The following is a 25166-nucleotide window of genomic DNA, read 5'->3' on the forward strand; positions in this document are numbered from 1 at the left end:
CGGCCGGAACGCACCTCTAGCTCAATCGGCAGAGCAACTGACTCTTAATCAGTGGGTTCTCGGTTCAAGTCCGAGGGGGTGCACCACCAGCCCCGCACCTCCTCGTGAGGTGCGGGGCTTCGTCGTTCCCGGTCCGAGTCCGTTCCCGACCTCCTCGGAGCGCCCGCGGGGGGAGCGCCGGCCCGTGCTCACTCGCTGGAGGGTGCGTCGGTCGACGGGTCGAAAGGCGGCAGGACTCCGCGGAAGCCGTCGCTCGTGGAGCCGATCCCGACGTCGAGCGCGTCGAAGGCCCGGGCCTGGTCGTCTGCGGCGGCGGTCAGGCTCAGGGTGATGCCCGTCCGCGTGAAGGTCCGGGCGACGGTGCTCCAGGCGAGGTCGACGTCTCCGTCCGCCGACGCCAACAGGCGCCTGAGCATCCGCACGGTGTTCGGCGCAGAATGCGGACCGACCCCCGTTCGCGTGGCAGGATCTCCGTTCGCTTCCGTTTCCCTCCAGAAAGGACCGATGTGCCCGAAGACGTCCTCCCCGTGATCGGCTCGATCGCGCTCGCCGTGGTGATCGCGGTCGTGATCGCCGTGGTCGCGACCGCCGTCGTCGCCCTCGTGCTGCGCTCGGTCGGCAAGCGCAAGACCTGGGCGCGCCTGCTGATCCGGCGTCTGCGCATCCCGTTCCGCGTGTTGCTCATGACCATCGCGGTCTGGGCCGCGCTCGCCGCCACCGTGACGGGCGACCCCTGGCCGGGTCTCGTGCAGCGGGTGTTCCAGATCGCCACGATCGGCGCGGCGGCGTGGGTGATCGGCTCCCTGTTCGTGTTCCTCGAGGACCTGGGCGCCGAGCGCTACCGGACCGACACGGCCGACAACCGCCGGGCACGCCGCCTCCGCACGCAGATGACGATCATCCGGAGGGTCGCCGTGGCGGCCGTCGTGGTCATCGCGATCGGCGCCTCGCTGCTGACCTTCCCCGAGGCCCGCACGGCCGGTGCGAGCCTCCTGGCCTCGGCCGGCGTGCTCTCGATCGTGGCGGGCCTGGCCGCGCAGTCGAGCCTCACGAACATCTTCGCCGGGATGCAGCTCGCCTTCAGCGACGCCATCCGCCTGGACGACGTGGTGATCGTCGAGACCGAGTGGGGGCGGATCGAGGAGATCACGCTGACCTACGTCGTCGTCCACCTCTGGGACGACCGCCGCCTGGTGCTGCCCACGAACTACTTCACGACCCAGCCGTTCCAGAACTGGACCCGCACCGGGTCCGAGCTGCTCGGCGCCGTCGAGCTCGACCTGGACTGGCGGGTCAGCCCCGAGCAGATGCGCGAGGAGCTGCACCGCATGCTCGAGGAGACCGACCTCTGGGACCGGCGCACCAGCGTGCTGCAGGTGACCGACGCGACGGGCGGCTTCGTCCGGATCCGGGTGCTCGTCACTGCGAAGGACGCGCCGACGCTCTTCGACCTGCGCTGCTACGTGCGCGAGCGGCTCGTCTCGTGGCTGCACGAGAACGACCCCGTCGCCCTGCCGCGTCAGCGCGTCGAGATGGAGCGGGAGCCCGCTCCCGCCGCGACCCCGCGCCGGCACGGGTCCTCCGCCCCGGACAACCTGTTCTCGGGCGACGAGCGCTCGAACGAGCGGGGGGCGATGTTCACGGGTCTCATCGACCTGCGGGACACCCCGAAGCGGGACACCCCGAAGCGGGAGCTGCCGCCGAGGGACTGACTCCTGCGAGGACGCCGCTCCCACGGCCGCACCCGGGGTGCGCGCGGCGAGCGGCGTCCCGCAGGGCGGTCAGCGGTTCACGGAGCTCATGTCGGCGTAGCGGTCGCCGACGGGGGCCTCGAGCGCGCCGAGGACGTCGAGCTGCTCCGCGGTCAGCACGAGGGCGTCCGCGGCCGCGTTCTCCTCGATGCGCGAGACGCGCTTGGTGCCCGGGATCGGAGCGATGTCCTCGCCCTGGGCGAGCAGCCAGGCGAGCGCCACCTGCGCGGCGGTCGCGTCCGCCTCTGCCGCCACACGGTCGACGGCCTCCACGATGCGGAGGTTCGCCTCCAGCGCTCCGTCGGCGAAGCGGGGGTTGTCGCGGCGGAAGTCGTCGCTGCCCAGCTCGGCGACCGAGCGGATGCTGCCCGTGAGGAAGCCGCGGCCCAGCGGCGAGTACGGGACGAAGCCGATGCCGAGCTCGCGGAGGACCGGCAGCACCTCCGCCTCGGGGTCGCGGGTCCACAGCGAGTACTCGGACTGCACAGCGGTGACCGGGTGCACGGCGTGAGCGCGCCGGATCGTCGCGGGCGCCGCCTCCGAGAGGCCGTAGCCGCGGAGCTTGCCCTCCTGGATCAGCTCCGCGAAGGCCCCGGCGGTCTCCTCGACCGGGACGCCCGGGTCCATGCGGTGCTGGTAGTAGAGGTCGATGCGGTCGGTGCCGAGGCGCGCGAGCGAGCCCTCGACGGCGAGCCGCAGGTTCTCCGGGGAGCCGTCGAGTCCGCGGCCCCCGTCGCCGCGGTGGCGGATCATGCCGAACTTGCTCGCCAGCACCACCTCGTCGCGGCGGCCTGCCAGCGCGCGGCCGAGCAGCTCCTCGTTGGTGTACGGGCCGTAGATCTCGGCGGTGTCGAGGAACGTGACGCCGAGCTCGAGGGCGCGGTGCACGGTGCGGATCGACTCCGCGTCGTCGGTGCCGGCGCCGGTGTAGAACGCCGACATGCCCATCGCGCCGAGCCCGAGGCGCGAGACCTCGAGGGCGGCGACGTCGGATCCGAGGGTGATCGTCTTCATCAGTGGGTGGTCCTCTCCTGGTACGCCGCGATCTTGATGTCGATCGCGGCGAGGCTGGCGTGTGTCCGGGCGAGCTGCGCCTCGACCTCCTCGCGGTGCGTCCGGAGCAGCGCGAGGCGCTCCGGCTCCGTGGCGGGCCCGATCCGGAGGAGCCGGGCGTACTCGCGGATCCTCGCGATCGGCATCCCGGTCGCGCGGAGCTTGGTGAGGAAGTCGACCCAGCCGACGTCGGCCGGCCGGTAGCGGCGGTGCTGCGACGAGGCGCGCTCGACCGGGTCGAGCATGAGCCCGGCGCGCTCGTAGTAGCGCAGGGTGTGCACGGTGAGACCGGTGACGGCGGCGACCTGCGAGATCGACAGCACCTCCGGCTCGGCCGGGGCGGCGGTGGCGGTGGACATGGCGTCAACCTACGACTTCGAGTGCGCTCGAGGTCAAGCGGGAGCGGGCGACTCAGCCGACCTCGCGGCTGAAGCCCAGGAGGGCCTCGGCTATGCGGGCGTCCGCCTCCTCGTGGCTGATGGTCGCCTCGCCGTCGCCCGCCTGCGGCCCGTACCAGCCGAAGTCGGCGTGGTTGGCGCCGTCGATCTCGACGAGGTCGGCGGAGGAGGGCAGCCGGACGCTCGCGTCGGCGACCTTCTCCGGCGTGCTGAGCCCGTCCTCCGATCCGCTGACACTGAGGACGGGGAGCTCGGAGCCCGAGAGGTCGTTCGCGCAGTAGCTGCCGAGCAGCACCAGGCCCGCCACCGCCGGGTCCTCGGCCCACTGGCAGGCCTTCACGCCGCCGAGGGAGTGGCCGCCGACGAGCCAGCGGTCGACGCCCTCGGCCTGGCTGGTGAAGGTCTCGAGGGAGCGGAGGTCGAAGAAGGCCAGGTGCAGGATCGGCCGCGTGATCACGACGGTCGCCCCGGCGTCGACCAGCGGAGCCAGGGTCGCCTCGTAGGAGGAGGCGTCGACCTTCGCTCCGGGGATGAAGACCAGGCCCGTGCCGGCCAGCTCGCCGGTCGAGGTCGGCGTCATCACGAGCGCGTCGTCCGTGCGCTCGACCGCGATCGCCGGATCGGCGCGCACGCGGGCAAGGGCGTCCTCGTCGGGGCCGCTGACGATCGAGCTCCAGGTGAGGAAGCCGAGGACCGCGACTCCGAGGACTCCGCCGATGCTCGCGAGAACGACGCGGCGGCGCCTCATCGGGCTGCCGCGATCGCGTCGGCCGCCTGCACCAGGGCGAGGTGGGAGAGGGCCTGGGGAGTGTTCCCCGCGTGCCGGCGGCCCTCGACGTCGTACTCCTCCGAGAGGAGGCCCACGTCGTTGCAGAGCCCGACGAGCCGGTCCATCAGGGTCCGCGCGTCGTCGATCCGGCCGGAGTCGGCGTACTGCCGGACGAGCCAGAAGGAGCAGGCGAGGAACGGGTGCTCGCCGCCGGCGAGGCCGTCGACCGAGGACTCGGTCCGGTAGCGGTGCAGCAGGCCGTCCTGCAGGAGCACGCGCTCCAGCTCGGCGACGGTGCCCAGCATCCGCGGGTCGTCGGCGGGGACGAAGCCGACCATCGGCAGCACGAGGAGCGACGCGTCGACCTCGGGCGAGCCGTAGGACTGCACGAAGTGGCCGCGCTCGGCGTCGAAGCCCTGGGCCTCGATCTCGGCGCGCACCTCGTCGCGGAGGCGCTCCCAGGTCTCGACCGGACCGGGCAGGCCGTTCTCGCGCACGGCGCGGACGCCCCGATCGAGCGCGGCCCAGATCATGACCCGCGAGTGCGTGAAGTGCCGCGGCTCGCCCCGGATCTCCCAGATGCCGTTGTCCGGCCGCTGCCAGTTGGTCTCGACGAAGCCCAGGAGCGCGCGCTGGAGCGGCCAGGAGAACTCCGTCTCGTCCACTCCGGCCACGCGGGCCTCGTGCAGAGCGACCATCACCTCGCCGATCACGTCCGCCTGGTACTGGTCGACGGCGGCGTTCCCGATCCGCACGGGGGAGGCGCCGTCGTAGCCGGGCAGGCTCGGCATCTCCCGCTCGGGCAGGTCGCGCTCGCCGGCGAGGCCGTACATGATCTGCACGTCCTCCGGCGCGCCCGCGACCGCGCGGAGCAGCCAGGCCCGCCACTTCTGCGCCTCCTGCTCGGACCCGTGCGCGAGCAGGGCCTGCAGGGTGAGCGAGGCGTCGCGGAGCCAGACGTAGCGGTAGTCCCAGTTGCGGGCGCCGCCGAACTGCTCCGGGAGCGAGGTGGTCGCCGCCGCGACGATGCCGCCGGTCTCGTCGTCGGTGAGGGCGCGGAGGGTCAGCAGCGAGCGGACGACGGCGTCGCGGTGCGGGCCGTCGTAGTCGATCGCCGACGCCCACTCGGACCACCAGGAGAGCGTGCGCTCCAGCGCGCGGTCGACGTCGAGGCGCTTCGGCGCCCGCTGGTGCGAGGGGAACCACGCCATCGAGAGGTCGACGACCGCGTCCGCGTCGACGTCGAACTCCGCCGCGTGGGCGTGGTCGACGGCCTTCAACCGCACTCCGCGCACCACGACCGCGTCGGGCCCGGCGACGGCGACGAGCAGCGGATCCTCGTCCGTCCCCTCCTGCCGCACCCACGGCATGGTGCGGGCGTAGTCGAAGCGGATGCGCAGCTCCTGCCGCATCCGGACGGTCCCCGACACTCCGCGCACCCGGCGCACCAGCTCGGCGCGCTCGTCGCGCAGCGGCATCACGTCGACCACCTCGACGACGCCGGTGGGAGTCGTCCACCGGGTGACCAGCGCGAGCGTGTCGCCGAGGTAGTGGCGCTCGCTCGTCGCCTCCCCGTCCACCGGCCGGAGCGACCAGCGCCCCTGGTCGTCGCCGCCGAGGAGGGCGCCGAAGACGGAGGCGGAGTCGAAGCGCGGCAGGCACAGCCAGTCGATCCCCCCGTCGCGGGAGACGAGAGCGGCCGTGCGGCAGTCGGAGAGGACGGCGTAGTCCTCGATCGGGGAGACCATGCGGTGATCCTCTCAGGTGCGGCTGTGGCCTCCCAGTCAAGGCGGAGCGGGGCTCTTCAGCGCCGCCGTAGGGTGAGCCGCATGGCACAGACCGTCTCGACCCTGCTCATCCTCGGAGCGACGGGGGACCTGTCCTCGCGGCTCCTCCTCCCCGCCGTCGGCCAGCTGCTGACCCGCGAGACCGACCGGCGGGTCCACCTCGTCGGCGCGGGACGCGAGGACTGGACCCAGGAGCACTGGCACGAGGTGCTGACCGCCTCCTTCGCCACCGTCGAGGCGCAGGGCGAGGGCGTGGACGCGCTCACCTCCGGCACGCGCTACCAGCAGGTCGACGTCACCGATCCGGAGGCGCTCGCCGCACTGCTCGCGAGCTGCGCCGGTCCGGTGGCGGTCTACTTCGCCCTCCCGCCGGCGATCGCGGCGAAGGCCTGCGAGGCGCTCGCCGCCCACGACCTGCCGGAGGGCACCGTGCTGGCGCTGGAGAAGCCGTTCGGGACCGACGAGGCGAGCGCGCACGCCCTCAACAAGCGCCTCGCCGCGCTGGTCCCCGAGGACCGCATCCACCGCGTCGACCACTTCCTCGGCCGCGCGACCGTGATGAACGTGCTCGGCCTGCGCTTCGCGAACCGGATCCTCGAGCCGCTGTGGTCGGCCGAGCACATCGAGAGCGTCGAGATCGTCTACGACGAGCAGCTGGCCCTCGAGGGGCGGGCGAGCTACTACGACGGCGCGGGCGCGCTGACCGACATGATCCAGAGCCACCTGCTGCAGGTCCTCGCGGTGATCGCGATGGAGCCGCCGTCCTCGCTCGACGCGGCCGACCTCCGCGACGCGAAGTCGATCGTCCTGCGCGCCACCCGCCTGCACGGCGACGACCCCGCCGCGAGCTCGCGCCGCGCCCGCTACACGGCGGGGACGATCGACGGACGCGAGCTGCCCGCCTACGCGGACGAGAAGGGCGTGGACCCCGCTCGCCGGACCGAGACGCTGGCCGAGCTGGTCGTCGAGATCGACACCTGGCGCTGGGCCGGCGTGCCGTTCACCCTCCGCTCCGGCAAGGCGCTCGGGGAGCGGCGACGCGAAGTGGTCATCCGCTTCAAGCCGGTGCCGCACCTGCCCCGCGGCTTCGTGGGCACCGAGGCGCCGTCCGTGCTGCGGCTGTTCCTCGCGCCCGACCAGATGTCGCTCGAGCTGAACATCAACGGCCCCGGCGACCCGTACACGCTCGAGCGCGCCTCGCTGGAGGCGACCTTCGGCGCGGGCGAGCTGCTGGCGTACGGCGAGGTCATCTCGGGGATCCTCGACGACGACCCGTCGCTCTCGGTCCGCGGGGACGCCGCCGAGGAGTGCTGGCGCATCGTGCAGCCCGCGATCGACGCGTGGCACGCGGACCGGGTGCCGCTCGACGAGTACCCGGCGGGCAGCGAGGGCCCCGGGAGCTGGCCGACGCTCTGACGGGCGGCCGGGGGAGGGCGGCCGCGGGGGATCTCGAGACGGCGGCTGCGCCGCCTCCTCGATCAGCGGGAAGGGCGACGTCGCTCGTCGGGTCGGCCGGAGGGCGAGCCCGCCGGCCGACCGCTCGGGTCAGGAGCGGGTCGCGACGGGGGCGTCGGCGGGGGCCGGCTCCGCCCAGACGGCGATCGGCTTCGGCTCCCAGGTGAGGGCGGCCGGCTCCACCGGGGGAGTGGAGGCGCGCATCACGGGGATCGCCTCGGTGACCGGGGACGACGTCCGCTCGGCGCCGGCGCGGAGCTGCTCCTCCTGGATGGCGGCGGAGAGCTCGTGGGCGAGGGAGCGCGCGAGCATCCCGTGGAAGATCGGATCGCGGTCGTCGTGGCTGCGGCGCGTGACGACCCAGGCGCCCTCGGATCCGACGAAGGCCGCGAGGCGCTCGTGGACGACGGCGAAGAGCTCGTCCTGCGTGAGGACGGGGGCCGACTCGACGACCTCGGGGGCCGCCTTGCGACGCCTCAGACGAAACCTCATGACGAACCCCGTTTCCCGTGCCGGCAGCGACTGGGAACAGTGTCGCCGCCACCGGGACGGGAGACCGGCTGACACGCCGCCCCGCGGGGAGGCGGCGCGTCAGGAGGGCCTAGCGGTCGCGCTTCTTGCCGCGCTCCTCCTTGACGATCTCCTTCGAGTCGTAGGACACGGAGCCCAGGGCGACGGTGACCGAGATGGCCCAGCTGACCCACTGGAGGGCCAGGCGCCAGTCGCGCGGGCCCTTGCGCGTGGTCTGCAGGATCGACCAGCCGCCGACGATCGCGCTGATGACGCTGGAGTTGAGGATGAACTTGCGCATGCGTGTGCCTCCCGTGTTCACCCCGACGCTAGCGGGTGCGAAAGCTCTCAGAGGAACGCTTGACAGCACCGAGGGGTTGTCCCGCTACGGTGGACCGTCGCCGGGACCCGAATCCTCGAGCCGGGGCACGCCGAGGAGAACGGGAACGACATGCGCACGGCTGTGATCGGGGCGGTGCTGCTCGTCGTCGGGGCGGTGGCCGTCGTCACGGGGGTCCTCCCGATGGACGCGCTGGGCGAGCTCGTCGAGCGGACGGCGCCGATCCTCGGCTTCGTGGTCGCGGTGACCGTGGTCGCCGAGCTGGCCTCCGAGGCCGGCGTCTTCACCGTGGTCGCCGAGCGCTCCGCCGAGTGGGGCCGCGGGCGGACCGCGGTGCTCTGGCTGCTGGTGGTGGCGATGGCCGTCGTCAGCACGGTGTTCCTCTCGCTCGACACGACCGCCGTGCTCCTGACCCCGGTCGTGGTCCTGCTCGCGGCGCACGTGCGCGTCCCGCCCCTGCCGTTCGCGATGGCCACGGTCTGGCTGGCGAACTGCGCCTCCCTCCTCCTCCCCGTCTCGAACCTCACCAACCTGCTCGCGCAGCGGCGCCTGGGGGTCGAGGGCCCCTTCGCCTTCGCCGCGCTGACCGCGGTGCCCGCGCTCGTCGCGGCCGTCGTGCCCGTGCTGATCCTCGCGATCCGGTACCGGCGCGAGCTGGCCGGGCGCTACACCCCGGGGGAGCGGACGCCGGTGGAGGACCGGGTGCTGCTGGTCGGCGCGGGGATCGTCGTGGCGCTGCTCCTGCCGGCGCTCGTCTCGGGCCTCGAGGTGTGGATCCCGGCGACGGTCGCCGCGGTCGCGCTGATCGTCCTCTTCGCGGTGCGCCGTCCCGCGGCGCTCACGCCCGCCCTCCTGCCGTGGCAGCTCGTCGTGTTCGCGTCGGGCCTCTTCGTGGCGATGGAGGCGGCGCACCAGCTCGGGCTGGGCGCGGCGCTCGCCGTGGTCGCGGGGGAGGGGAGCGGGACGCTCGACCTGCTGCGCCTCGCCGGCTCCGGCGCGGTCGCCTCCAACCTGGTCGACAACCTGCCCGCCTACCTCGCCCTCGAGCCCGTCGCGGCGGATCCGCTCCGACTGATCGCCCTGCTGATCGGCGTGAACGCCGGACCGCTGATCACCCCGTGGGCCTCGCTCGCCACCCTGCTCTGGCACCAGAGGCTGACCGCGCTGGGCGTGCACGTCTCGTGGCGCCAGTACGCGCTCCTCGGACTCGTCGCGGTCGTCCCGACGGTGGGCGGAGCGACGCTCGCCCTCGCCCTCGTGCAGGGCTGACCCGCCGTCCCCCGTGCGGGGCCGGCTGATAGCCTCGACGGGCACGACGACGGCTCGACCGACGAAAAGGGACCACCATTCCTCCGCACTCCGCCTCCGCCTCCTCCGCCGCTGACAGGACCGACGCCGGGACCTCGGGAGGGACCGAGCGCAACGCGTTCGTGGTCGTCTCGAACCGCCTCCCCGTGGACCGCGTCGTGGCCGAGGACGGCACCGCCTCCTGGAAGACCTCGCCCGGCGGGCTGGTCACCGCGCTCGAGCCCGTGATGCGCGCGAACGAGGGCGCCTGGGTCGGCTGGCCCGGCGTGGCCGACGAGGAGGTCGCCCCGTTCGTCGACAACGGCGTCCAGATCGTCCCGGTCGCCCTCAGCGCGCAGGAGCTCGAGGACTACTACGAGGGCTTCTCGAACGACACGCTCTGGCCGCTGTACCACGACGTGATCGCGCCCCCGACCTACCACCGCGACTGGTGGGACGCCTACGTGCGGGTCAACCAGCGCTTCGCCGAGGCGGCCGCGGCCGTGACGGAGGAGGACGGCGTGGTCTGGGTGCAGGACTACCAGCTCCAGCTCGTGCCGAAGATGCTGCGGGAGCTCCGCCCCGACGTCACGATCGGCTTCTTCAACCACATCCCGTTCCCGCCCTACGGTATCTTCGCGCAGCTCCCGTGGCGCCGGCAGATCGTCGAGGGCCTGCTCGGCGCCGACGTGATCGGCTTCCAGCGCCAGGGCGACGCAGGCAGCTTCCTGCGCGCGGTCCGGCGCCTGCTGGGCTACGACACCCGCAGCACGGTCGTCGAGGTCCCGGTCGAGGAGGAGGCCGTCGGCGGCACCCGCCGCGTCAACCGCTCGCGGCGCGGGGCGAGCGTGCGCCCGGTCGTCGCCCGGCACTTCCCGATCTCGATCGACTCCGCGTCGTTCGAGGCGATGGCGCGCACCCCCGAGATCCAGGCCCGCGCCGCCGAGATCCGCGCCGAGCTGGGCAACCCCGCGACGATCATGCTCGGCGTCGACCGGCTCGACTACACCAAGGGGATCGGCCACCGCCTGAAGGCCTTCGGCGAGCTCCTGGCGGACGGCCGCCTCACCTCCGAGGACGCGGTGCTGGTGCAGGTCGCGAGCCCGAGCCGCGAGCGCGTGGACACCTACCGGCAGCTGCGCGACGACATCGAGCTGCAGGTCGGCCGGATCAACGGCGACTACAGCACGCTCGGGCACCCGGCGATCAGCTACCTCCACCACGGCTACCCGCGCGAGGAGATGGTGGCGCTCTACCTCGCCGCCGACGTCATGCTCGTGACGGCGCTGCGCGACGGGATGAACCTCGTCGCGAAGGAGTACGTCGCGTCCCGCTTCGACAACGACGGCGTGCTCGTGCTGAGCGAGTTCGCCGGAGCGGCCGACGAGCTCAAGCAGGCCGTGCAGGTGAACCCGCACGACATCTCGGGGCTGAAGGACGCGATGGAGGCCTCGGCGCGGATGCCGCGCGTCGAGCGCACCCGGCGCATGCGCGCGCTCCGTCGCCGCGTGCTCGAGAACGACGTGGCGCGCTGGTCCGAGTCGTTCCTCTCCGCTCTCGCGGAGCACGCGGCCGGCCAGCAGCTCGACGTGCGGCCCGCCGCCCGCGGGCAGGAGGCGCCGCACGGCCAGGAGGCCGAGCACCGCGACGACTCGGCGCACGGACAGGCGGCCGAGCTCGAGCGGGAGGCCGCCGACGACCGCGAGCTCGACGGCGGCGCGCGATGAGCGAGGGAGTGCCCGAGCGGCTCGCGGCGGCGCTGCGGGAGCTCGCCGCGACCGAACGGCTCCTGGTGGCCCTCGACTTCGACGGCACCCTCGCGCCCGAGGTCGACGACCCCGCCCGCGCGCGGGCGCTCCCCGAGGCGCGCGAGGCCGTGCTGCGGCTCCTCGCCCTCCCCGGCACCCGGGTCGCGCTGGTCTCCGGCCGGGCGCTCGGGAGCCTGGAGGAGGTCTCGCAGCTGCCGGACGAGGCGCTGCTGGTCGGCTCCCACGGCATCGAGATCCGCCTCGACCCCGAGGAGGACGCGGTCCGGCTCGACGACGACGAGCTCGAGAAGGTGGGAGTGCTCGAGGACGTCCTGAAGGGCATCGCCCGCGGGATCGACAACGTCTGGATCGAGGACAAGCCCGCCGGCTTCGCCCTGCACACCCGCCTCGCGACCGAGCGCCACAGCCGCGTCGCCCACGTCGTCGCCCTCTCCGAGGCGCGCGCCGAGGTGCAGGGGGTCACCGTCCGCGAGGGGAAGAACGTCCTGGAGTTCTCGGTCCGCTCGACCACCAAGGGCGAGGCCGTGCAGCACCTCCGCCGCTACACCGGCGCGACCGCCGTGCTCTACGCGGGCGACGACGTGACGGACGAGGACGCCTTCGCGGTCCTCGGCTCCGGCGACGTCGGCATCAAGAGCGGCGAGGGCACCACCGCGGCCTCCTACCGGGTCCGCGGCCCCGAGCAGGTCGCGCACGCGCTCCGGATGCTGGCCGACCTGCGCGCGGAGTAGCAGCCCCCTCCCGGCGGTCAGCGCCGGCGGGTCCCGGATCGCCGACTCGCCGAGGACGGCCGTCCGCCGACGCGGGGAGCGGCCGTTCGCGACGAGTCGGAGATCCGCGGGGACGTCCGCACCCGGTGCCGCTGCCGGAGGCCGGGGCCGGGACGGGTGCGCGGGCCGGTCCGGGTCCGCCCGGCGAGCAGGGGCACCGCGCGCGAGGCGGTAGCCTCATCGCATGCCGGAAATCGATTGGAAGCCCCGCTCGCGCACCGTCACGGACGGCATCGAGGCCACGACGTCGCGCGGGATGCTGCGGGCGGTCGGGATGGGCGATGACGACTGGGAGAAGCCCCAGATCGGCATCGCGTCCTCGTGGAACGAGATCACCCCCTGCAACCTCTCGCTCGAGCGCCTCGCGCGCTCCGCGAAGGAGGGCGTGCACTCCGGCGGCGGCTACCCGCTCCAGTTCGGCACCATCTCCGTCTCGGACGGCATCTCGATGGGGCACGAGGGCATGCACTTCTCGCTCGTCTCCCGCGAGGTCATCGCCGACTCCGTCGAGACCGTGATGATGGCTGAGCGCCTGGACGGCACCGTCATGCTGGCCGGCTGCGACAAGTCGCTGCCCGGCATGCTGATGGCCGCGGCCCGCCTCGACCTCGCCGCCGTGTTCGTCTACGCCGGCTCGATCGCCCCGGGCTGGGTCAAGCTCTCGGACGGCACCGAGAAGGACATCACGATCATCGACTCCTTCGAGGCCGTCGGCGGCGTCAAGGCCGGGATCATGTCCGAGGAGGACGCCAAGCGCATCGAGTGCGCCTTCGCCCCGGGCGAGGGATCCTGCGGCGGCATGTACACCGCCAACACCATGGCCAGCGTGGCCGAGGCGCTCGGCATGAGCCTGCCCGGCTCCGCCTCGCCCGCCGCCGCCGACCGCCGCCGCGACTACTTCGCCCGCAAGTCCGGCGAGGCCGTCGTCGAGCTGCTGCGCAACGGCACCACGGCCCGCGACATCCTCACCAAGGAGGCGTTCGAGAACGCGATCGCGGTGGCGATGGCCTTCGGCGGGTCGACCAACGTCATCCTGCACCTGCTCGCGATCGCCAACGAGGCCGAGGTCGACCTCACGATCGACGACTTCAACCGCATCGGCGACACGATCCCGCACATCGGCGACCTCAAGCCCTTCGGCAAGTACGTCATGAACGACGTCGACCGCCACGGCGGCGTCCCGGCCGTGATGAAGGCGCTCCTGGACGCCGGGCTGCTCCACGGCGACTGCCTGACGGTCACCGGGAGGACGGTCGCCGAGAACCTCGCCGCGATGGACATCGCGCCTCTGGACGGCGAGGTCATCCGCACCCTCGACAACCCGATCCACGCGACCGGCGGGCTCACCATCCTCAAGGGCTCGCTCGCCCCCGAGGGCGCGGTCGTCAAGACAGCCGGCTTCGACGCCTCCGTCTTCGAGGGTCCGGCCCGCGTGTTCGAGCGCGAGCGCGCCGCGATGGACGCTCTGACCGAGGGCCGGATCGAGAAGGGCGACGTGGTGGTCATCCGCTACGAGGGCCCCAAGGGCGGTCCCGGCATGCGCGAGATGCTCGCCATCACCGCCGCCATCAAGGGGGCCGGGCTCGGAAAAGATGTACTACTGTTGACGGACGGACGATTCTCAGGCGGCACAACCGGCCTGTGCATCGGCCACATAGCTCCCGAATCGGTGGACGCAGGTCCCATCGCATTCGTTCGCGACGGAGACCCGATTCGGGTCGACATCGCCGCTCGCTCGATCGACCTACTCGTCGACGAGTCCGAGCTCGCCGCCCGCCGAGAAGGCTGGGCCCCTCTCCCTCCGCGCTACACCCGCGGTGTCCTCGCCAAGTACGCCAAGCTCGTCCGCTCGGCAGCCGAGGGCGCCGTCACCGGGTGACCCGGCCCGCTCCGGCCGGCCGCGCACTCGCGTTCCCGGGCACTCGCCTCCGGCTCTGCCCGCCGCCGCACCACCTCCTGAAGGAATCGACACCCGCATGACTCCGGATCCGTCCGCCGTGCAGCCCGCACCGACGCCCCAGCCACCCCGACCCGCCCACGCTCCCGGGGCCGCCCCCGCGGCCGAGGTCCTCACCGGAGCGCAGGCGGTCGTCCGCTCGCTCGAGATGCTCGGGATCGAGGACGTCTTCGGCCTGCCCGGCGGCGCGATCCTCCCGGTCTACGACCCGCTGATGGACTCCTCGAAGATCCGGCACATCCTGGTCCGCCACGAGCAGGGCGCCGGCCACGCCGCCGAGGGCTACGCCTCGGCGACCGGCAGGCTCGGCGTCTGCATCGCGACCTCGGGCCCCGGAGCGACCAACCTGGTCACCGCGATCGCGGACGCCTACATGGACTCCGTCCCGATGCTCGCGATCACCGGCCAGGTGTTCTCGACGCTCATGGGGACCGACGCGTTCCAGGAGGCGGACATCGTCGGCATCACGATGCCGATCACGAAGCACTCCATCCTCGTGACGCGCCCCGAGGACATCCCCTCGGCCCTCGCCTCCGCCGCGCTGATCGCCACCACCGGCCGCCCCGGCCCCGTGCTGGTCGACATCACGAAGGACGCGCAGCAGGACCAGGCGCCGTTCCTCTGGCCGCCGAAGATCGACCTGCCCGGATACCGGCCGGTCACGAAGGCCCACGGCAAGCAGATCCAGGCCGCGGCCCAGCTGCTGGTCGAGTCGAGGAAGCCGGTGCTCTACGTGGGCGGCGGCATCATCCGCGCCCGCGCGGCCGCCGAGCTGAAGGCGTTCGCCGAGGCCTGCGGCGCTCCCGTGGTGACCACGCTGATGGCGCGCGGAGCGTTCCCGGACTCGCACGAGCAGCACCTGGGCATGCCCGGCATGCACGGCACCGTCCCCGCGGTGCTCGCGCTGCAGGAGGCGGACCTGATCCTCGCGCTGGGCTCGCGCTTCGACGACCGCGTGACCGGCAAGGCGGCGCTCTTCGCGCCCCACGCCAAGGTCGTGCACGTCGACATCGACCCGGCCGAGATCTCCAAGATCCGCACCGCCGACGTGCCGATCGTGGGCGACCTGAAGGACGTCCTCCCGGACCTCACCGACGCGTTCGCCAAGGCTTCCGCCGACGGCCGCGCCGACACCTCCGAGTGGTGGAGCTACCTCAAGGGCCTGCAGACGGAGTTCCCGCTCGGCTACACCGAGCCGAACGACGGCCTGCTCTCGCCGCAGTACGTCATCAAGCGCATCGGCGAGATCACCGGCCCCGAGGGCGTCTTCGCCTCCGGCGTCGGCCAGCACCAGATGTGGGCGGCGCAGTTCATCACGTACGAGCGCCCCAACTCGTGGCTGAACTCCGGCGGCGCCGGCACCATGGGCTACTCCGTGCCCGCGGCGATGGGCGCCAAGGTCGGCGAGCCCGAGCGCACCGTGTGGGCGATCGACGGCGACGGCTGCTTCCAGATGACCAATCAGGAGCTCGCCACCTGCACGATCAACGACATCCCGATCAAGGTCGCGGTGATCAACAACTCCTCGCTCGGCATGGTGCGCCAGTGGCAGACCCTGTTCTACGAGGGCCGCTACTCCAACACCGACCTCAACACGGGTCACGACACCGTCCGGGTGCCCGACTTCGTGAAGCTCGCCGACGCCTACGGCGCGCTCGGCATCCGCGTCACGAAGCCGGAGGAGATCGACGACGCCATCCGCCTCGCCATCGCCACCAACGACCGGCCCGTGGTGATCGACTTCGTCGTCAGCCGCGACTCCATGGTCTGGCCGATGGTCCCGCAGGGCGTCTCCAACAGCTACGTCCAGTACGCCCGAGACCACAGCCCGACCTGGGACGACGAGGAGTAGACCCGCATGACGCACCACGTTCTCTCCCTGCTCGTCGAGGACAAGCCGGGACTGCTCACCCGTGTCGCCGGGCTGTTCGCCCGCCGCGGCTTCAACATCGAGTCGCTGGCGGTCGGTCCGACCGAGCTGGCCGGGCTCTCGCGCATCACGGTCGCCGTGGACGTCGAGGACCTGCCGCTCGAGCAGGTCACGAAGCAGCTCAACAAGCTCGTCAACGTGATCAAGATCGTCGAGCTCGACACCGACCAGTCGGTCCAGCGCGAGCACCTGCTCGTCAAGGTCCGCGTCGACAACGTCACGCGCTCGCAGGTGCTCGAGGCCGTCACGCTCTTCCGCGCCCGCGTGGTCGACGTCGCGACCGACGCCCTGGTGATCGAGGTCACCGGCGACACCGGCAAGACCAACGCGTTCCTGCGGGTGATCGAGCCCTACGGCATCAAGGAGATCGCGCAGTCGGGCCTGCTCGCCATCGGGCGCGGCTCCAAGTCGATCACCGAGCGCGTCTTCAAGAACTGACCGCGAACTCTCCACTACAGAAAAGGACTCACCACGTGACCGAGCTCATCTACGACGCCGACGCCGACCTCTCCATCATCCAGTCCAAGAAGGTCGCGATCGTCGGCTACGGCTCGCAGGGCCACGCGCACGCGCAGAACCTCCGCGACTCCGGCGTCCAGGTCGTCATCGCGCTGAAGGAGGGGTCGAAGTCGACCGCCAAGGCCGAGGACGACGGCTTCGAGGTCAAGAGCGTCGCCGACGCCGCGGCCTGGGCCGACCTGATCATGATCCTCGCGCCGGACCAGCACCAGCGCGCGATCTACAGCGAGCAGATCGCGTCCGCGCTGACCGAGGGCAAGACCCTCGCCTTCGCGCACGGCTTCAACATCCGCTTCGGCTACATCGAGGCGCCCGCGGGCGTCGACGTCATCCTCATCGCGCCGAAGGCCCCCGGCCACACCGTGCGCCGCGAGTTCGTCGCCGGCCGCGGCATCCCGGACATCATCGCTGTCGAGAACGACGCGACCGGCACCGCCTGGGAGACCGCGAAGTCCTACGCGAAGGCCATCGGCGGCACCCGCGCCGGCGTCATCAAGACCACCTTCACCGAGGAGACCGAGACCGACCTGTTCGGCGAGCAGGCCGTGCTCTGCGGCGGCACCTCGCAGCTCGTCCAGTACGGCTTCGAGACCCTCGTCGAGGCCGGCTACCAGCCCGAGATCGCCTACTTCGAGGTGCTGCATGAGCTCAAGCTCATCGTCGACCTCATGTGGGAGGGCGGCATCGCCAAGCAGCGCTGGAGCGTCTCCGACACCGCCGAGTACGGCGACTACGTCTCCGGCCCGCGCGTCATCGACCCGCGTGTGAAGGAGAACATGAAGGCCGTCCTCGGCGACATCCAGAGCGGCGCCTTCGCGAAGCGCTTCATCGGCGACCAGGACGCGGGCGGACCCGAGTTCCAGGAGCTGCGCGCCAAGGGCGAGAAGCACCCGATCGAGGAGACCGGCCGCGAGCTGCGCAAGCTCTTCGCCTGGAAGCAGACCGACGAGGACTACACCGACGGCAGCGTCGCGCGCTAGTCGCACCGCGTCGACCGGGGGAGCCCCGGTCCGACGAGGGACCCGTCCACCGGGATCCCCTCGCCGGGCCGGGGCTCCTCCGCGTCCGGGGCGCGCCTACCGCTCGAGCTCGCGGACGAGACGGCGGAGACCGCCCTTCGGCGGGACGAGGACGGGGTCCGGCCACCGGGGCGAGAGGTGGTCGCCGAGCGTCACCCGGCGCAGCTTGCGGCCGACGAGGGGGAGGACCCAGTCGGCCGCCCAGCGGCGCTGCTCGCGCAGCCGTGCGCGGAGGCGGAGCGGCTCGGAGGCGTCCCAGGGCCCGGTCGAGATCGTGTGCGGCACGCCGAGCGTGTCGAGCACGCGGCCGGCCAGGACGCGGTGCCCGCGCTTGGAGAGGTGCATCCGGTCGGGCGACCAGAGCACGGGGGAGTGGAACTCCCGCATCGCCCAGTAGTCGACGAGGATCGCGCCCCGCTCGCGGGCGATCCGGCGGACGGCGCTGTTGTAGAGGTGGTTGCGGCGCAGGAACATCCGCGGGGCGGGCAGTCCCGGGATGTCGACGCCGGTGAAGAGCACGAGGGAGGCGCCGGTGGTCGCGAGCGCGTCGACGAGCGCCTCGTAGCGGGTGATCAGATCGACGGTGTCGGTGCCGAGGTCGAGGATGTCGTTGCCGCCGGCGTACAGCGTGATCAGGGTGGGGCGGAGGGCGAGGGCGGGCGCGAGCTGGTCCTCGGTGATCTGGGCGAGGCGCTTCGAGCGGACGGCGAGGTTCGCGTACTCCCAGCCCGGCTCGGCCTTCGCCAGGCGCTCGGCGACGCGGTCGGCCCAGCCGCGCACCCCGTTCGGCAGGCGCGGGTGCGGGTCGCCGACCCCCTCCGTGAAGGAGTCGCCGAGGGCGACGAAGCGGCGGCGGCGGTCGTCCATCCGCTCAGCCTCGCCCCCGGGGGAGGACGCGGGGTGTCCGCCGGGTGTCGGGGAGGCGGCGGCGGGCTCCGAGCCTCCTGCGAGGTGCGCGCGGCTAGGGTGTTGCGGTGATCGATGGTGGACCGGGCCGCTCCCCGGAGGACGACGACGCGGCGACCCCGCCGGTGGACCGCGGGCCGGACGCCGGCCCGGAGGACGACGCCGACGACGAGGCCCTGGAGTGGGCGGGCGAGGCCGCGGACCCGACGCTCGCCGCGGGGACGGCGCGCGTGCGCCGGACGCCCCGCGCGGTCGCGGGGGCGGGCCCGGCGGACGACGGCTCGGACGACGACGACTCCGAGGACGAGGACCCCGACGACGAGGCCGCGTCCTCGTCCGCTCTGCTGATCGCCGCGGGGATCGCGGCCGGCCTCTACCTCCTGTACGCCATCGCCTGGGCGATCACGGCGACGCGGCAGTCGCCGGTCGCCGCGGCCGGCTTCGCGGGCGATGCGCTCGGCGGCGCCCTCTACTCGCTCGGGCTCTGGCTGGCGGTCCTGGCGCCGCCGGTGTGGTTCGCCGTGGTGCTCCTCGCCACCCGCGACTCCCGGGTGCGCACCCGCGTGCTCTGGCTGGTCGCCGGACTCGTCCTCCTCGCTCCGCTGCCGTTCCTCAAGGGGGCCTGATGACCGACTCGACCCGGGCCACCCTCGGCGGGACCGGCCGGCGCGACCGGACCGGCCGTCGCCTGGCCGCCTCCGTCCTCGTCGCCGTGGTGTTCGCGCTCTTCTTCGCCTGGGACGTCTGGGAGGCGGTCGGCAACCTGATCGGCCTGCGCAGCTACGCGGCCTCCCTCGGCACCGACCTGAATCCGACGGGCTGGGCGGTGCTCCTGCTCGGCCTGGTGCTGCCGGTCGCCTGCTTCGTCGCTGCCGTCCTGCTCGGCCGCCGCCGGGGGCTCCCGGCGCGCGTCGGACTGCTCGCGGCGGCCCTCTGCCTCTCGGCGGCGCTCTCGCTCGACGTGCAGCTCGTCCTCGGCGTCGAGAGCCTGGTCTCGCTGAGCTGACCGGCGGCGTCACACGGCGCGGGGCGCGCGCACCCCTCCGCTACAGTGACGGGGGGCTGCCGACGCCCCCGCCTCGGTGCCCGCTCCGTCCCCTCTCCGAAGGAAGCGCCTCTCGTGACAAAGCCGGTCGTCCTGATCGCCGAAGAACTCTCGCCCGCCACCGTGGACGCGCTCGGTCCCGACTTCGAGATCCGCTCCGTGGACGGCACCGACCGCCCGGCGCTGCTCGAGGCCCTCGCCACGGCGCACGCGATCCTCGTGCGCTCCGCGACGCAGGTCGACGCGGAGGCGATCGCCGCGGCCCCCTCGCTCCAGGTGATCGCCCGCGCCGGTGTGGGTCTGGACAACGTCGACATCACCGCCGCGACCGCCGCGGGGGTCATGGTCGTGAACGCACCGACCTCGAACATCATCTCGGCCGCCGAGCTCACCGTCGGTCACATCCTGAGCCTCGCCCGCCACATCCCCGCCGCTCACAGCGCGCTCGCGCAGGGCCTCTGGAAGCGCTCGAAGTACACGGGCGTCGAGCTCTACGAGAAGACCGTCGGCATCATCGGCCTCGGCCGCATCGGCGCGCTGATCACCGCGCGCCTGCAGGCCTTCGGCGTGAACGTCGTCGCCTACGACCCCTACGTGACCAGCGCCCGCGCGCAGCAGCTCGGCGTCACGCTCCTCTCCCTGGAGGAGCTGCTGGCCGAGAGCGACTTCATCACGATCCACATGCCGAGGACCCCCGAGACGACGGGCATGATCTCGGACGATCAGCTGGCGCTGATGAAGCCGTCGGCGTTCATCGTGAACGTGGCCCGCGGCGGCCTCATCGACGAGGACGCGCTGCACCGCGCGCTCGTCGCGAAGACCATCGCCGGCGCCGGACTCGATGTGTTCGTGAAGGAGCCGCCGACCGGATCGCCGCTGCTCGCCCTCGAGAACGTGGTCGTCACTCCGCACCTCGGGGCCTCGACCGACGAGGCGCAGGAGAAGGCCGGCGTCTCGGTCGCCCGCTCGGTGCGCCTGGCGCTCTCGGGCGAGCTCGTGCCGGACGCCGTGAACGTCGCCGGCGGCGTGATCGACGAGTACGTGCGCCCCGGCATCCCGCTGGTCGAGAAGCTCGGCCAGGTCTTCTCGGGCCTCGCGGACTCGCCGGTCACCTCCATCGACGTCGAGGTGCGCGGCGAGCTCGCCGGCTACGACGTGAAGGTCCTCAAGCTGGCGGCTCTCAAGGGCGTGTTCACCAACGTGGTCTCGGAGACGGTGTCCTACGTCAACGCGCCGGTGCTCGCGGAGCAGCGCGGCATCGAGGTGCGCCTGATCACGGAGCCGGTGTCGGACGAGTACCGCAACGTGATCACGCTGCGCGGCGCGCTCTCGGACGGCTCGCAGATCTCGGTCTCGGGCACGCTGACCGGCACCAAGCAGGTCGAGAAGATCGTCGCGATCAACGGCTACGACGTCGAGGTCCCCCTCGCGAAGCACCTCGTCGTCATGAGCTACGTCGACCGCCCCGGGATCGTCGCGGTCTACGGCCGCGAGTTCGGCGACGCCGCGGTCAACATCGCGGGCATGCAGATCGCGCGCACCGAGGCGGGCGGCAAGGCGCTCTCGGTGATCACCATCGACTCTCCCGCCCCCGACGGCCTGCTCGAGAAGGTCCGCGTCGCGATCGACGCCGACCTCATGCAGGAGATCGACATCACCGAGCAGTGAGCACGCGGCGGTTCGCTCAGGTCGACGTCTTCGGCGCCGCGCCGTTCCGGGGCAACCCGGTGGCGGTCGTCGTCGACGGCGACGGCGTGGGCGACGCCGCGATGGCGGAGTTCGCGCGCTGGACGAACCTGTCCGAGACGACCTTCCTCCTCCGCCCGAGCGACCCCGCGGCCGACTACCGGCTGCGGATCTTCACGCCGGGCGGGGAGCTGCCCTTCGCCGGGCACCCGACCCTCGGGAGCGCGCACGCCTGGCTCGCGGCCGGAGGGACGGCCCGCGCGGCGGGGGAGCTCGTGCAGGAGTGCGCCGCGGGTCTCGTCCGACTGCGGGTGACGGAGGAGGGCATCGCCTTCGCCGCCCCGCCCCGCCGGCGGACCGGACCGGTCGACGAGGCGACGCTCGAGCGGGTGGCCGCGGCTCTGCGGATCCCGCGCGCGGAGATCCTCGACCACGAGTGGGTCGACAACGGTCCCGGCTGGCTGGCCGTGCGGCTCGCGTCGGCGGAGCAGGTCCTCGCGCTGCGGCCGGACCAGGCTCTCCTCGCCGGGCTCCCCGTCGGCGTCGTGGGCGAGCATCCGGCGGGAGGCGAGTGCGCGGTCGAGGTGCGGGCGTTCATCCCCGACGCCGGCGTGTCCGAGGACCCGGTGACGGGGAGCCTCAACGCGGGGATCGCCCAGTGGCTGATCGGCAGCGGCGTGCTGCGCGAGCGCTACACGGCCGCCCAGGGGGCGGCGCTGGGCCGAGCCGGGCGCGTGCGCGTCGAGAGCACGGACGGCGCGATCTGGATCGGCGGCGCGACGGTGACCCTGATCGACGGGGTCGTCGAGCTGTAGCGGGTCCGCCGGGGGCGGCGCCACTCAGCTCCCGAGGAGTCGCTGGACGACCGCGAGGACGTCCTCGGCCTCGCCGCGCGACGGCGAGCCCGTGGGGAGCAGGGCGGAGTTGTAGTAGAGCCCGTCGCTCATCAGGACGATCGCCCGGGCGACGAGCGGGTCGCCCACGGCGTCGGCGACCACCTCGTTCCAGCTGTCGTGGATCCGCGCGAGGCCGCCGCTGGCGCGCTCGTCGTGCCCCTGCGCGATGCGCGACACGGCGAGGATCGTGCGGTCGAAGGCCGAGTCGGCGGCGAAGGAGGTGCGCAGCAGGTAGGCGACCACGCCCTCGGGAGCGGCGAGGCTCTGCGCGACGTCCGCCTCCCGCCGCGCGTCGAGGCGCTGCAGGAGCCCGTCGACGAGGGCGTCCTTCGAGGGGAAGTGGTAGAGCAGCCCGCCCTTGGAGACTCCGGCCTCGCGGGCGACGGCGTCGAGGGTCGCGGCGCGCTCGCCCTGCTCGATGAGGAGCTGCTCGAACGCGTCGAGGACGCGGTCGCGGGCGGGGGCAGGAGGCACGGCGACCATCCTACGGCGGATCAGTGGCGACTGTACCGGCTGGACGGTATACTCTCTCCGTTCTCCTCTGAAAGGTCGTCCCCGTGTCCGCGCGCACCGCTCCCGTCTCCACCCACGACACCGCCGGCGCCGCCGACCGGGTCGGGCGACGCGCCTGGGTGGCGCTCGCGGTGCTGATGCTCCCGGTGCTGCTGGTCTCGGTCGACAACACGGTGCTGAACTTCGCGCTCCCCTCGATCGCCGAGGATCTGGGCCCCTCCGGCACCGAGCTGCTGTGGATCGTCGACGCCTACCCGCTGGTGCTCGCGGGCCTGCTGGTGGCGATGGGCAGCCTCGGCGACCGCGTCGGGCGGCGGCGCCTCCTGCTGGTCGGCGCGGTCGGCTTCGCCGCCGTCTCGGTCGTGGCCGCGTTCGCTCCCACCGCCGCGGCGCTCATCGGCGCCCGTGCGGCACTGGGCTTCTTCGGCGCGATGCTGATGCCCTCGACGCTCTCGCTCCTGCGCAGCGTCTTCCCCGACCGCGACCAGCGCCGCCTCGCGATCGCCATCTGGGCGACCGGCTTCGCCGTGGGCTCGGGCACCGGCCCGCTGGTCGGCGGCGTGCTGCTCGAGCACTTCCCCTGGGGGTCGGTGTTCCTGCTCGCGGTGCCCGTGCTGCTCCCGCTGGTCGTCCTGGTGCCGATCCTGGTGCCGGAGTCGCGCGACCCGCAGCCCGGCCCGGTCGACGTGGTCAGCATCCTGCTGTCGCTGGCGACCATGGCGCCGGTCGTCTACGCGGTGAAGTCCTTCGCCGAGCACGGGATCGACGCGGTCGGCGTCGCGGCGCTCGTCGTGGGCGTCGTCTCGGGAGTTCTGTTCGTCCGCCGCCAGCAGCGCCGGGCCTCGCCGATGCTCGATCTCTCGCTCTTCCGCCGCGGCTCGTTCAGTGCGGCGATCGTGGTCAACCTCCTCAGCGTCACCGCGCTGGTCGGCGGGCTCTTCTTCCTCTCGCAGCACCTGCAGCTCGTGGTCGGGCTCTCGCCCCTGGAGGCGGGCCTCGTGCTCGTGCCGGGCCTCGCCGTGATGATCCTGGCCGGGCTCGGCGTGGTGCCGATCGCGCGCCGCGTCGCTCCGCGCCTCGTCGTCCCGGCCGGACTGCTGGTCTCGGCCGTCGGGTACATCCTGCTGGCCCTCGGCAGCGGGGCGCCCGGAGGAGCGTCCGCGCTCACCGTCGCCGTCGCCTTCGCGTTCCTCGGCCTGGGCATCGGTGCGGCCGAGACGGTGTCGAACGAGCTGATCCTGGCTAACGCGCCCGCCGACAAGGCCGGTGCGGCCTCCGCCGTCTCCGAGACCGCCTACGAGCTCGGTGCCGTCCTCGGCACCGCGACGCTCGGCACGGTCCTCACCGCCGTGTACCGCGGGGGAGTCGTGCTGCCCGAGGGCCTCGACGCCGTGCAGGCGCAGCGGGCCGGGGAGACCCTCGGCGGCGCCGTCTCGGTCGCCGGCGAGCTGCCCGCCGACTCCGCCGCGAGCCTCGTCGCGTCGGCGAGCGCGGCGTTCGACTCGGGCGTGGGCTGGTCGGCCTGGCTGGGCGTCGTCCTCGTGCTGGCCGCCGCCGCGGTCGGCGCCTGGCGCCTCCGCCGGAGCTGACGCTCCTCCTCTCCTTCCGCGGGAGGCCGCCCGGGACGCGCAGCGCCTCCCGGGCGGCCCTCGCCAGCCCGACGGGGGGGCGCGTGCCCCGGACCGCGGCGCGGGCGGGCCGCGAGTACGCTGGGGGGACTCCGACCCCGTACGCCTGAGGACCGCCATGCCCCGCACCGTGAAGCTCGCCGTCATCCCCGGAGACGGGATCGGGCCCGAGGTGACCGCCGAGGCCGTCAAGGTCCTCGACGCCGTCACCGCCGACTCCGACCTGGTGCTCGAGACGACCACCTTCTCGCTCGGCGCCGCCCGCTACCTCGAGACCGGCGACGTCCTCACCGACGAGGACCTCGCGGCGATCGCGGGGCACGACGCGATCCTCCTGGGCGCCGTCGGCGGAGCACCGGGCGACCCGCGCCTCCGGGACGCGAACATCGAGCGCGGGCTGCTCCTGCGGCTGCGCTTCGAGCTCGACCACTACGTCAACCTGCGGCCCACCCGTCTCTACGCGGGCGTCCCCTCGCCGCTCGCGGCTCCCGGCGAGGTCGACTTCGTGGTCGTCCGCGAGGGCACGGAGGGGCCCTACGTCGGCACCGGCGGCTCGATCCGGCAGGGCACCCCGCACGAGGTCGCCAACGAGGTGTCGGTCAACACCGCCTACGGCGTCGAGCGCGTCGTCCGCCACGCGTTCGAGCTCGCCCGCACGCGCCGCTCCCGGCTGACGCTCGTGCACAAGACGAACGTCCTCGTCTTCTCCGGCTCGCTCTGGAAGCGGATCGTCGACGAGGTGGGGGCCGCCTTCGAGGACGTGGCCGTCGACTACCTCCACGTGGACGCCGCAACGATCTTCCTCGTGACCGACCCTGCTAGGTTCGACGTCATCGTCACCGACAACCTCTTCGGCGACATCCTGACCGATCTGGCCGGCGCGATCAGCGGCGGCATCGGACTCGCGGCCTCGGGCAACATCAACCCCGACGGCGCGTTCCCCAGCATGTTCGAGCCGGTCCACGGATCCGCGCCCGACATCGCCGGACGGCAGCTCGCCGACCCGACCGCCGCGATCCTCTCGGCGGCGATGCTGCTGGACCACCTCGGCCGGAGCGACGAGGCCGCGCGCGTCACCGCGGCCGTGACCGCCGACATCGAGTCGCGCGACGGCACCCCGCGCTCCACGGCCGCGATCGGCGACTCCGTCGTCGCCCGCCTCCGCTGATCCCCCGCAG

The 25166-nt window shown here is 73.0% G+C and carries 24 protein-coding genes and 1 tRNA gene; 16 read left to right on the forward strand and 9 right to left on the reverse strand.

The window, feature by feature from the left end; translation table 11 throughout:
* Positions 1–10: 10 nt before the first annotated feature.
* A tRNA-Lys gene (locus C5D66_RS04690) sits at positions 11–86 on the forward strand.
* Between the two features lie 102 nt (positions 87–188).
* On the opposite strand, the gene C5D66_RS04695 is transcribed toward C5D66_RS04690, so the two are convergent.
* Positions 189–416, reverse strand: coding sequence for a hypothetical protein (locus C5D66_RS04695; RefSeq protein WP_146083179.1), 228 nt, complete (start codon positions 414–416; stop codon positions 189–191).
* 90 nt (positions 417–506) lie between these two features.
* Between C5D66_RS04695 and C5D66_RS04700 the strand changes: the two genes are divergently transcribed.
* Positions 507–1712 (forward strand): mechanosensitive ion channel family protein, encoded by a 1206-nt coding sequence (locus C5D66_RS04700; RefSeq protein ID WP_258063827.1) that lies wholly within the window; start codon positions 507–509, stop codon positions 1710–1712.
* 69 nt (positions 1713–1781) lie between these two features.
* Here C5D66_RS04700 and C5D66_RS04705 read toward each other — a convergent pair whose 3' ends face one another.
* The 4 genes from C5D66_RS04705 to C5D66_RS04720 are packed head-to-tail and all read right to left on the reverse strand — an operon-like array spanning position 1782 to position 5719.
* A complete protein-coding gene (locus C5D66_RS04705; protein WP_104226238.1) occupies positions 1782–2765 on the reverse strand; it encodes an aldo/keto reductase in 984 nt (327 codons plus the stop codon).
* A complete protein-coding gene (locus C5D66_RS04710; protein WP_104223551.1) occupies positions 2765–3163 on the reverse strand; it encodes a MerR family transcriptional regulator in 399 nt (132 codons plus the stop codon). The genes C5D66_RS04705 and C5D66_RS04710 overlap by 1 nt, the downstream gene beginning before the upstream one ends.
* Before the next feature lie 52 nt (positions 3164–3215).
* Positions 3216–3950 (reverse strand): alpha/beta hydrolase, encoded by a 735-nt coding sequence (locus tag C5D66_RS04715; protein ID WP_104256026.1) that lies wholly within the window; start codon positions 3948–3950, stop codon positions 3216–3218.
* Positions 3947–5719, reverse strand: a complete 1773-nt coding sequence (locus C5D66_RS04720) for a glycoside hydrolase family 15 protein (protein WP_104256025.1) — start codon at positions 5717–5719, stop codon at positions 3947–3949. The genes C5D66_RS04715 and C5D66_RS04720 overlap by 4 nt, the downstream gene beginning before the upstream one ends.
* Before the next feature lie 81 nt (positions 5720–5800).
* Here C5D66_RS04720 and C5D66_RS04725 point away from each other — a divergent pair, with 81 nt between their 5' ends.
* Positions 5801–7174, forward strand: coding sequence for a glucose-6-phosphate dehydrogenase (locus C5D66_RS04725; RefSeq protein ID WP_181028773.1), 1374 nt, complete (start codon positions 5801–5803; stop codon positions 7172–7174).
* Between the two features lie 129 nt (positions 7175–7303).
* Here C5D66_RS04725 and C5D66_RS04730 read toward each other — a convergent pair whose 3' ends face one another.
* Positions 7304–7705 (reverse strand): hypothetical protein, encoded by a 402-nt coding sequence (locus C5D66_RS04730; protein ID WP_104256023.1) that lies wholly within the window; start codon positions 7703–7705, stop codon positions 7304–7306.
* A gap of 109 nt (positions 7706–7814) precedes the next feature.
* Complete coding sequence (locus C5D66_RS04735; RefSeq protein ID WP_104223546.1) at positions 7815–8024, reverse strand: hypothetical protein; 210 nt, start codon at positions 8022–8024, stop codon at positions 7815–7817.
* Positions 8025–8174: 150 nt separating this feature from the next.
* Here C5D66_RS04735 and C5D66_RS04740 point away from each other — a divergent pair, with 150 nt between their 5' ends.
* The 7 genes from C5D66_RS04740 to ilvC all read left to right on the forward strand — a co-directional run bounded on the left by C5D66_RS04740 (position 8175) and on the right by ilvC (position 17275).
* On the forward strand, positions 8175–9332 hold the full coding sequence (locus C5D66_RS04740; protein WP_104256022.1) for an SLC13 family permease: 1158 nt from the start codon (positions 8175–8177) through the stop codon (positions 9330–9332).
* 161 nt (positions 9333–9493) lie between these two features.
* Entirely contained in the window at positions 9494–11077 is a 1584-nt protein-coding gene (locus C5D66_RS04745) for a trehalose-6-phosphate synthase (RefSeq protein WP_104226244.1), read from the forward strand.
* Complete coding sequence (gene otsB / locus C5D66_RS04750) at positions 11074–11850, forward strand: trehalose-phosphatase (RefSeq protein WP_104256021.1); 777 nt, start codon at positions 11074–11076, stop codon at positions 11848–11850. Before C5D66_RS04745 ends, otsB begins: the two co-directional genes overlap by 4 nt.
* Positions 11851–12073: 223 nt before the next feature.
* Positions 12074–13768, forward strand: coding sequence for a dihydroxy-acid dehydratase (ilvD, locus tag C5D66_RS04755; RefSeq protein WP_104233215.1), 1695 nt, complete (start codon positions 12074–12076; stop codon positions 13766–13768).
* A gap of 97 nt (positions 13769–13865) precedes the next feature.
* Complete coding sequence (locus tag C5D66_RS04760) at positions 13866–15698, forward strand: acetolactate synthase large subunit (protein WP_104256020.1); 1833 nt, start codon at positions 13866–13868, stop codon at positions 15696–15698.
* A gap of 6 nt (positions 15699–15704) precedes the next feature.
* Positions 15705–16214 (forward strand): acetolactate synthase small subunit, encoded by a 510-nt coding sequence (ilvN, locus tag C5D66_RS04765; RefSeq protein ID WP_104223540.1) that lies wholly within the window; start codon positions 15705–15707, stop codon positions 16212–16214.
* A gap of 35 nt (positions 16215–16249) precedes the next feature.
* Positions 16250–17275: a ketol-acid reductoisomerase gene (ilvC, locus tag C5D66_RS04770; protein ID WP_104223539.1), complete on the forward strand. Its 1026-nt coding sequence runs from the start codon at positions 16250–16252 to the stop codon at positions 17273–17275.
* A gap of 96 nt (positions 17276–17371) precedes the next feature.
* On the opposite strand, the gene C5D66_RS04775 is transcribed toward ilvC, so the two are convergent.
* On the reverse strand, positions 17372–18181 hold the full coding sequence (locus C5D66_RS04775) for an SGNH/GDSL hydrolase family protein (protein WP_104256019.1): 810 nt from the start codon (positions 18179–18181) through the stop codon (positions 17372–17374).
* A 107-nt stretch (positions 18182–18288) separates the two neighbouring features.
* Here C5D66_RS04775 and C5D66_RS04780 point away from each other — a divergent pair, with 107 nt between their 5' ends.
* From C5D66_RS04780 to C5D66_RS04795, 4 genes are all read left to right on the forward strand, one after another.
* A complete protein-coding gene (locus C5D66_RS04780; protein ID WP_104256018.1) occupies positions 18289–18846 on the forward strand; it encodes a hypothetical protein in 558 nt (185 codons plus the stop codon).
* Positions 18846–19226: a hypothetical protein gene (locus C5D66_RS04785; RefSeq protein ID WP_104256017.1), complete on the forward strand. Its 381-nt coding sequence runs from the start codon at positions 18846–18848 to the stop codon at positions 19224–19226. The genes C5D66_RS04780 and C5D66_RS04785 overlap by 1 nt, the downstream gene beginning before the upstream one ends.
* A gap of 114 nt (positions 19227–19340) precedes the next feature.
* Positions 19341–20933 carry a phosphoglycerate dehydrogenase gene (gene serA, locus C5D66_RS04790; protein WP_104223535.1) on the forward strand — a complete coding sequence of 531 codons (1593 nt, stop codon included), beginning with the start codon at positions 19341–19343 and terminating at the stop codon, positions 20931–20933.
* Positions 20930–21766 (forward strand): PhzF family phenazine biosynthesis protein, encoded by an 837-nt coding sequence (locus C5D66_RS04795; RefSeq protein ID WP_104256016.1) that lies wholly within the window; start codon positions 20930–20932, stop codon positions 21764–21766. The genes serA and C5D66_RS04795 overlap by 4 nt, the downstream gene beginning before the upstream one ends.
* A 24-nt stretch (positions 21767–21790) precedes the next feature.
* Here C5D66_RS04795 and C5D66_RS04800 read toward each other — a convergent pair whose 3' ends face one another.
* Positions 21791–22330 carry a TetR/AcrR family transcriptional regulator gene (locus C5D66_RS04800; RefSeq protein ID WP_104239274.1) on the reverse strand — a complete coding sequence of 180 codons (540 nt, stop codon included), beginning with the start codon at positions 22328–22330 and terminating at the stop codon, positions 21791–21793.
* 74 nt (positions 22331–22404) lie between these two features.
* On the opposite strand from C5D66_RS04800, the gene C5D66_RS04805 reads away from it, so the two are divergent.
* Together C5D66_RS04805 and C5D66_RS04810 are read left to right on the forward strand one after the other, a co-directional pair.
* The gene (locus C5D66_RS04805; RefSeq protein WP_258063824.1) at positions 22405–23949 is read left to right on the forward strand and encodes an MFS transporter; all 1545 of its coding nucleotides are present in this window, start codon (positions 22405–22407) and stop codon (positions 23947–23949) included.
* A 157-nt stretch (positions 23950–24106) separates the two neighbouring features.
* Positions 24107–25156 (forward strand): 3-isopropylmalate dehydrogenase, encoded by a 1050-nt coding sequence (locus tag C5D66_RS04810; RefSeq protein ID WP_104223533.1) that lies wholly within the window; start codon positions 24107–24109, stop codon positions 25154–25156.
* Positions 25157–25166: the final 10 nt, after the last annotated feature.

The organism is Rathayibacter sp. AY1B4 (genome assembly GCF_002932815.1).
Lineage (GTDB): Bacteria > Actinomycetota > Actinomycetes > Actinomycetales > Microbacteriaceae > Rathayibacter.

What these genes read in the sequence shown, in the direction of transcription:
- C5D66_RS04695 (WP_146083179.1), bottom strand. Translation starts at nt 416, where the DNA reads ATGCTCAGGCGCCTGTTGGCGTCGGCGGACGGAGACGTCGACCTCGCC.
- C5D66_RS04705 (WP_104226238.1), bottom strand. Translation starts at nt 2,765, where the DNA reads ATGAAGACGATCACCCTCGGATCCGACGTCGCCGCCCTCGAGGTCTCG.
- C5D66_RS04710 (WP_104223551.1), bottom strand. Translation starts at nt 3,163, where the DNA reads ATGTCCACCGCCACCGCCGCCCCGGCCGAGCCGGAGGTGCTGTCGATC.
- C5D66_RS04715 (WP_104256026.1), bottom strand. Translation starts at nt 3,950, where the DNA reads ATGAGGCGCCGCCGCGTCGTTCTCGCGAGCATCGGCGGAGTCCTCGGA.
- C5D66_RS04720 (WP_104256025.1), bottom strand. Translation starts at nt 5,719, where the DNA reads ATGGTCTCCCCGATCGAGGACTACGCCGTCCTCTCCGACTGCCGCACG.
- C5D66_RS04725 (WP_181028773.1), top strand. Translation starts at nt 5,801, where the DNA reads ATGGCACAGACCGTCTCGACCCTGCTCATCCTCGGAGCGACGGGGGAC.
- C5D66_RS04730 (WP_104256023.1), bottom strand. Translation starts at nt 7,705, where the DNA reads ATGAGGTTTCGTCTGAGGCGTCGCAAGGCGGCCCCCGAGGTCGTCGAG.
- C5D66_RS04735 (WP_104223546.1), bottom strand. Translation starts at nt 8,024, where the DNA reads ATGCGCAAGTTCATCCTCAACTCCAGCGTCATCAGCGCGATCGTCGGC.
- C5D66_RS04740 (WP_104256022.1), top strand. Translation starts at nt 8,175, where the DNA reads ATGCGCACGGCTGTGATCGGGGCGGTGCTGCTCGTCGTCGGGGCGGTG.
- otsB (WP_104256021.1), top strand. Translation starts at nt 11,074, where the DNA reads ATGAGCGAGGGAGTGCCCGAGCGGCTCGCGGCGGCGCTGCGGGAGCTC.
- ilvD (WP_104233215.1), top strand. Translation starts at nt 12,074, where the DNA reads ATGCCGGAAATCGATTGGAAGCCCCGCTCGCGCACCGTCACGGACGGC.
- C5D66_RS04760 (WP_104256020.1), top strand. Translation starts at nt 13,866, where the DNA reads ATGACTCCGGATCCGTCCGCCGTGCAGCCCGCACCGACGCCCCAGCCA.
- ilvN (WP_104223540.1), top strand. Translation starts at nt 15,705, where the DNA reads ATGACGCACCACGTTCTCTCCCTGCTCGTCGAGGACAAGCCGGGACTG.
- C5D66_RS04775 (WP_104256019.1), bottom strand. Translation starts at nt 18,181, where the DNA reads ATGGACGACCGCCGCCGCCGCTTCGTCGCCCTCGGCGACTCCTTCACG.
- C5D66_RS04785 (WP_104256017.1), top strand. Translation starts at nt 18,846, where the DNA reads ATGACCGACTCGACCCGGGCCACCCTCGGCGGGACCGGCCGGCGCGAC.
- C5D66_RS04800 (WP_104239274.1), bottom strand. Translation starts at nt 22,330, where the DNA reads ATGGTCGCCGTGCCTCCTGCCCCCGCCCGCGACCGCGTCCTCGACGCG.
- C5D66_RS04810 (WP_104223533.1), top strand. Translation starts at nt 24,107, where the DNA reads ATGCCCCGCACCGTGAAGCTCGCCGTCATCCCCGGAGACGGGATCGGG.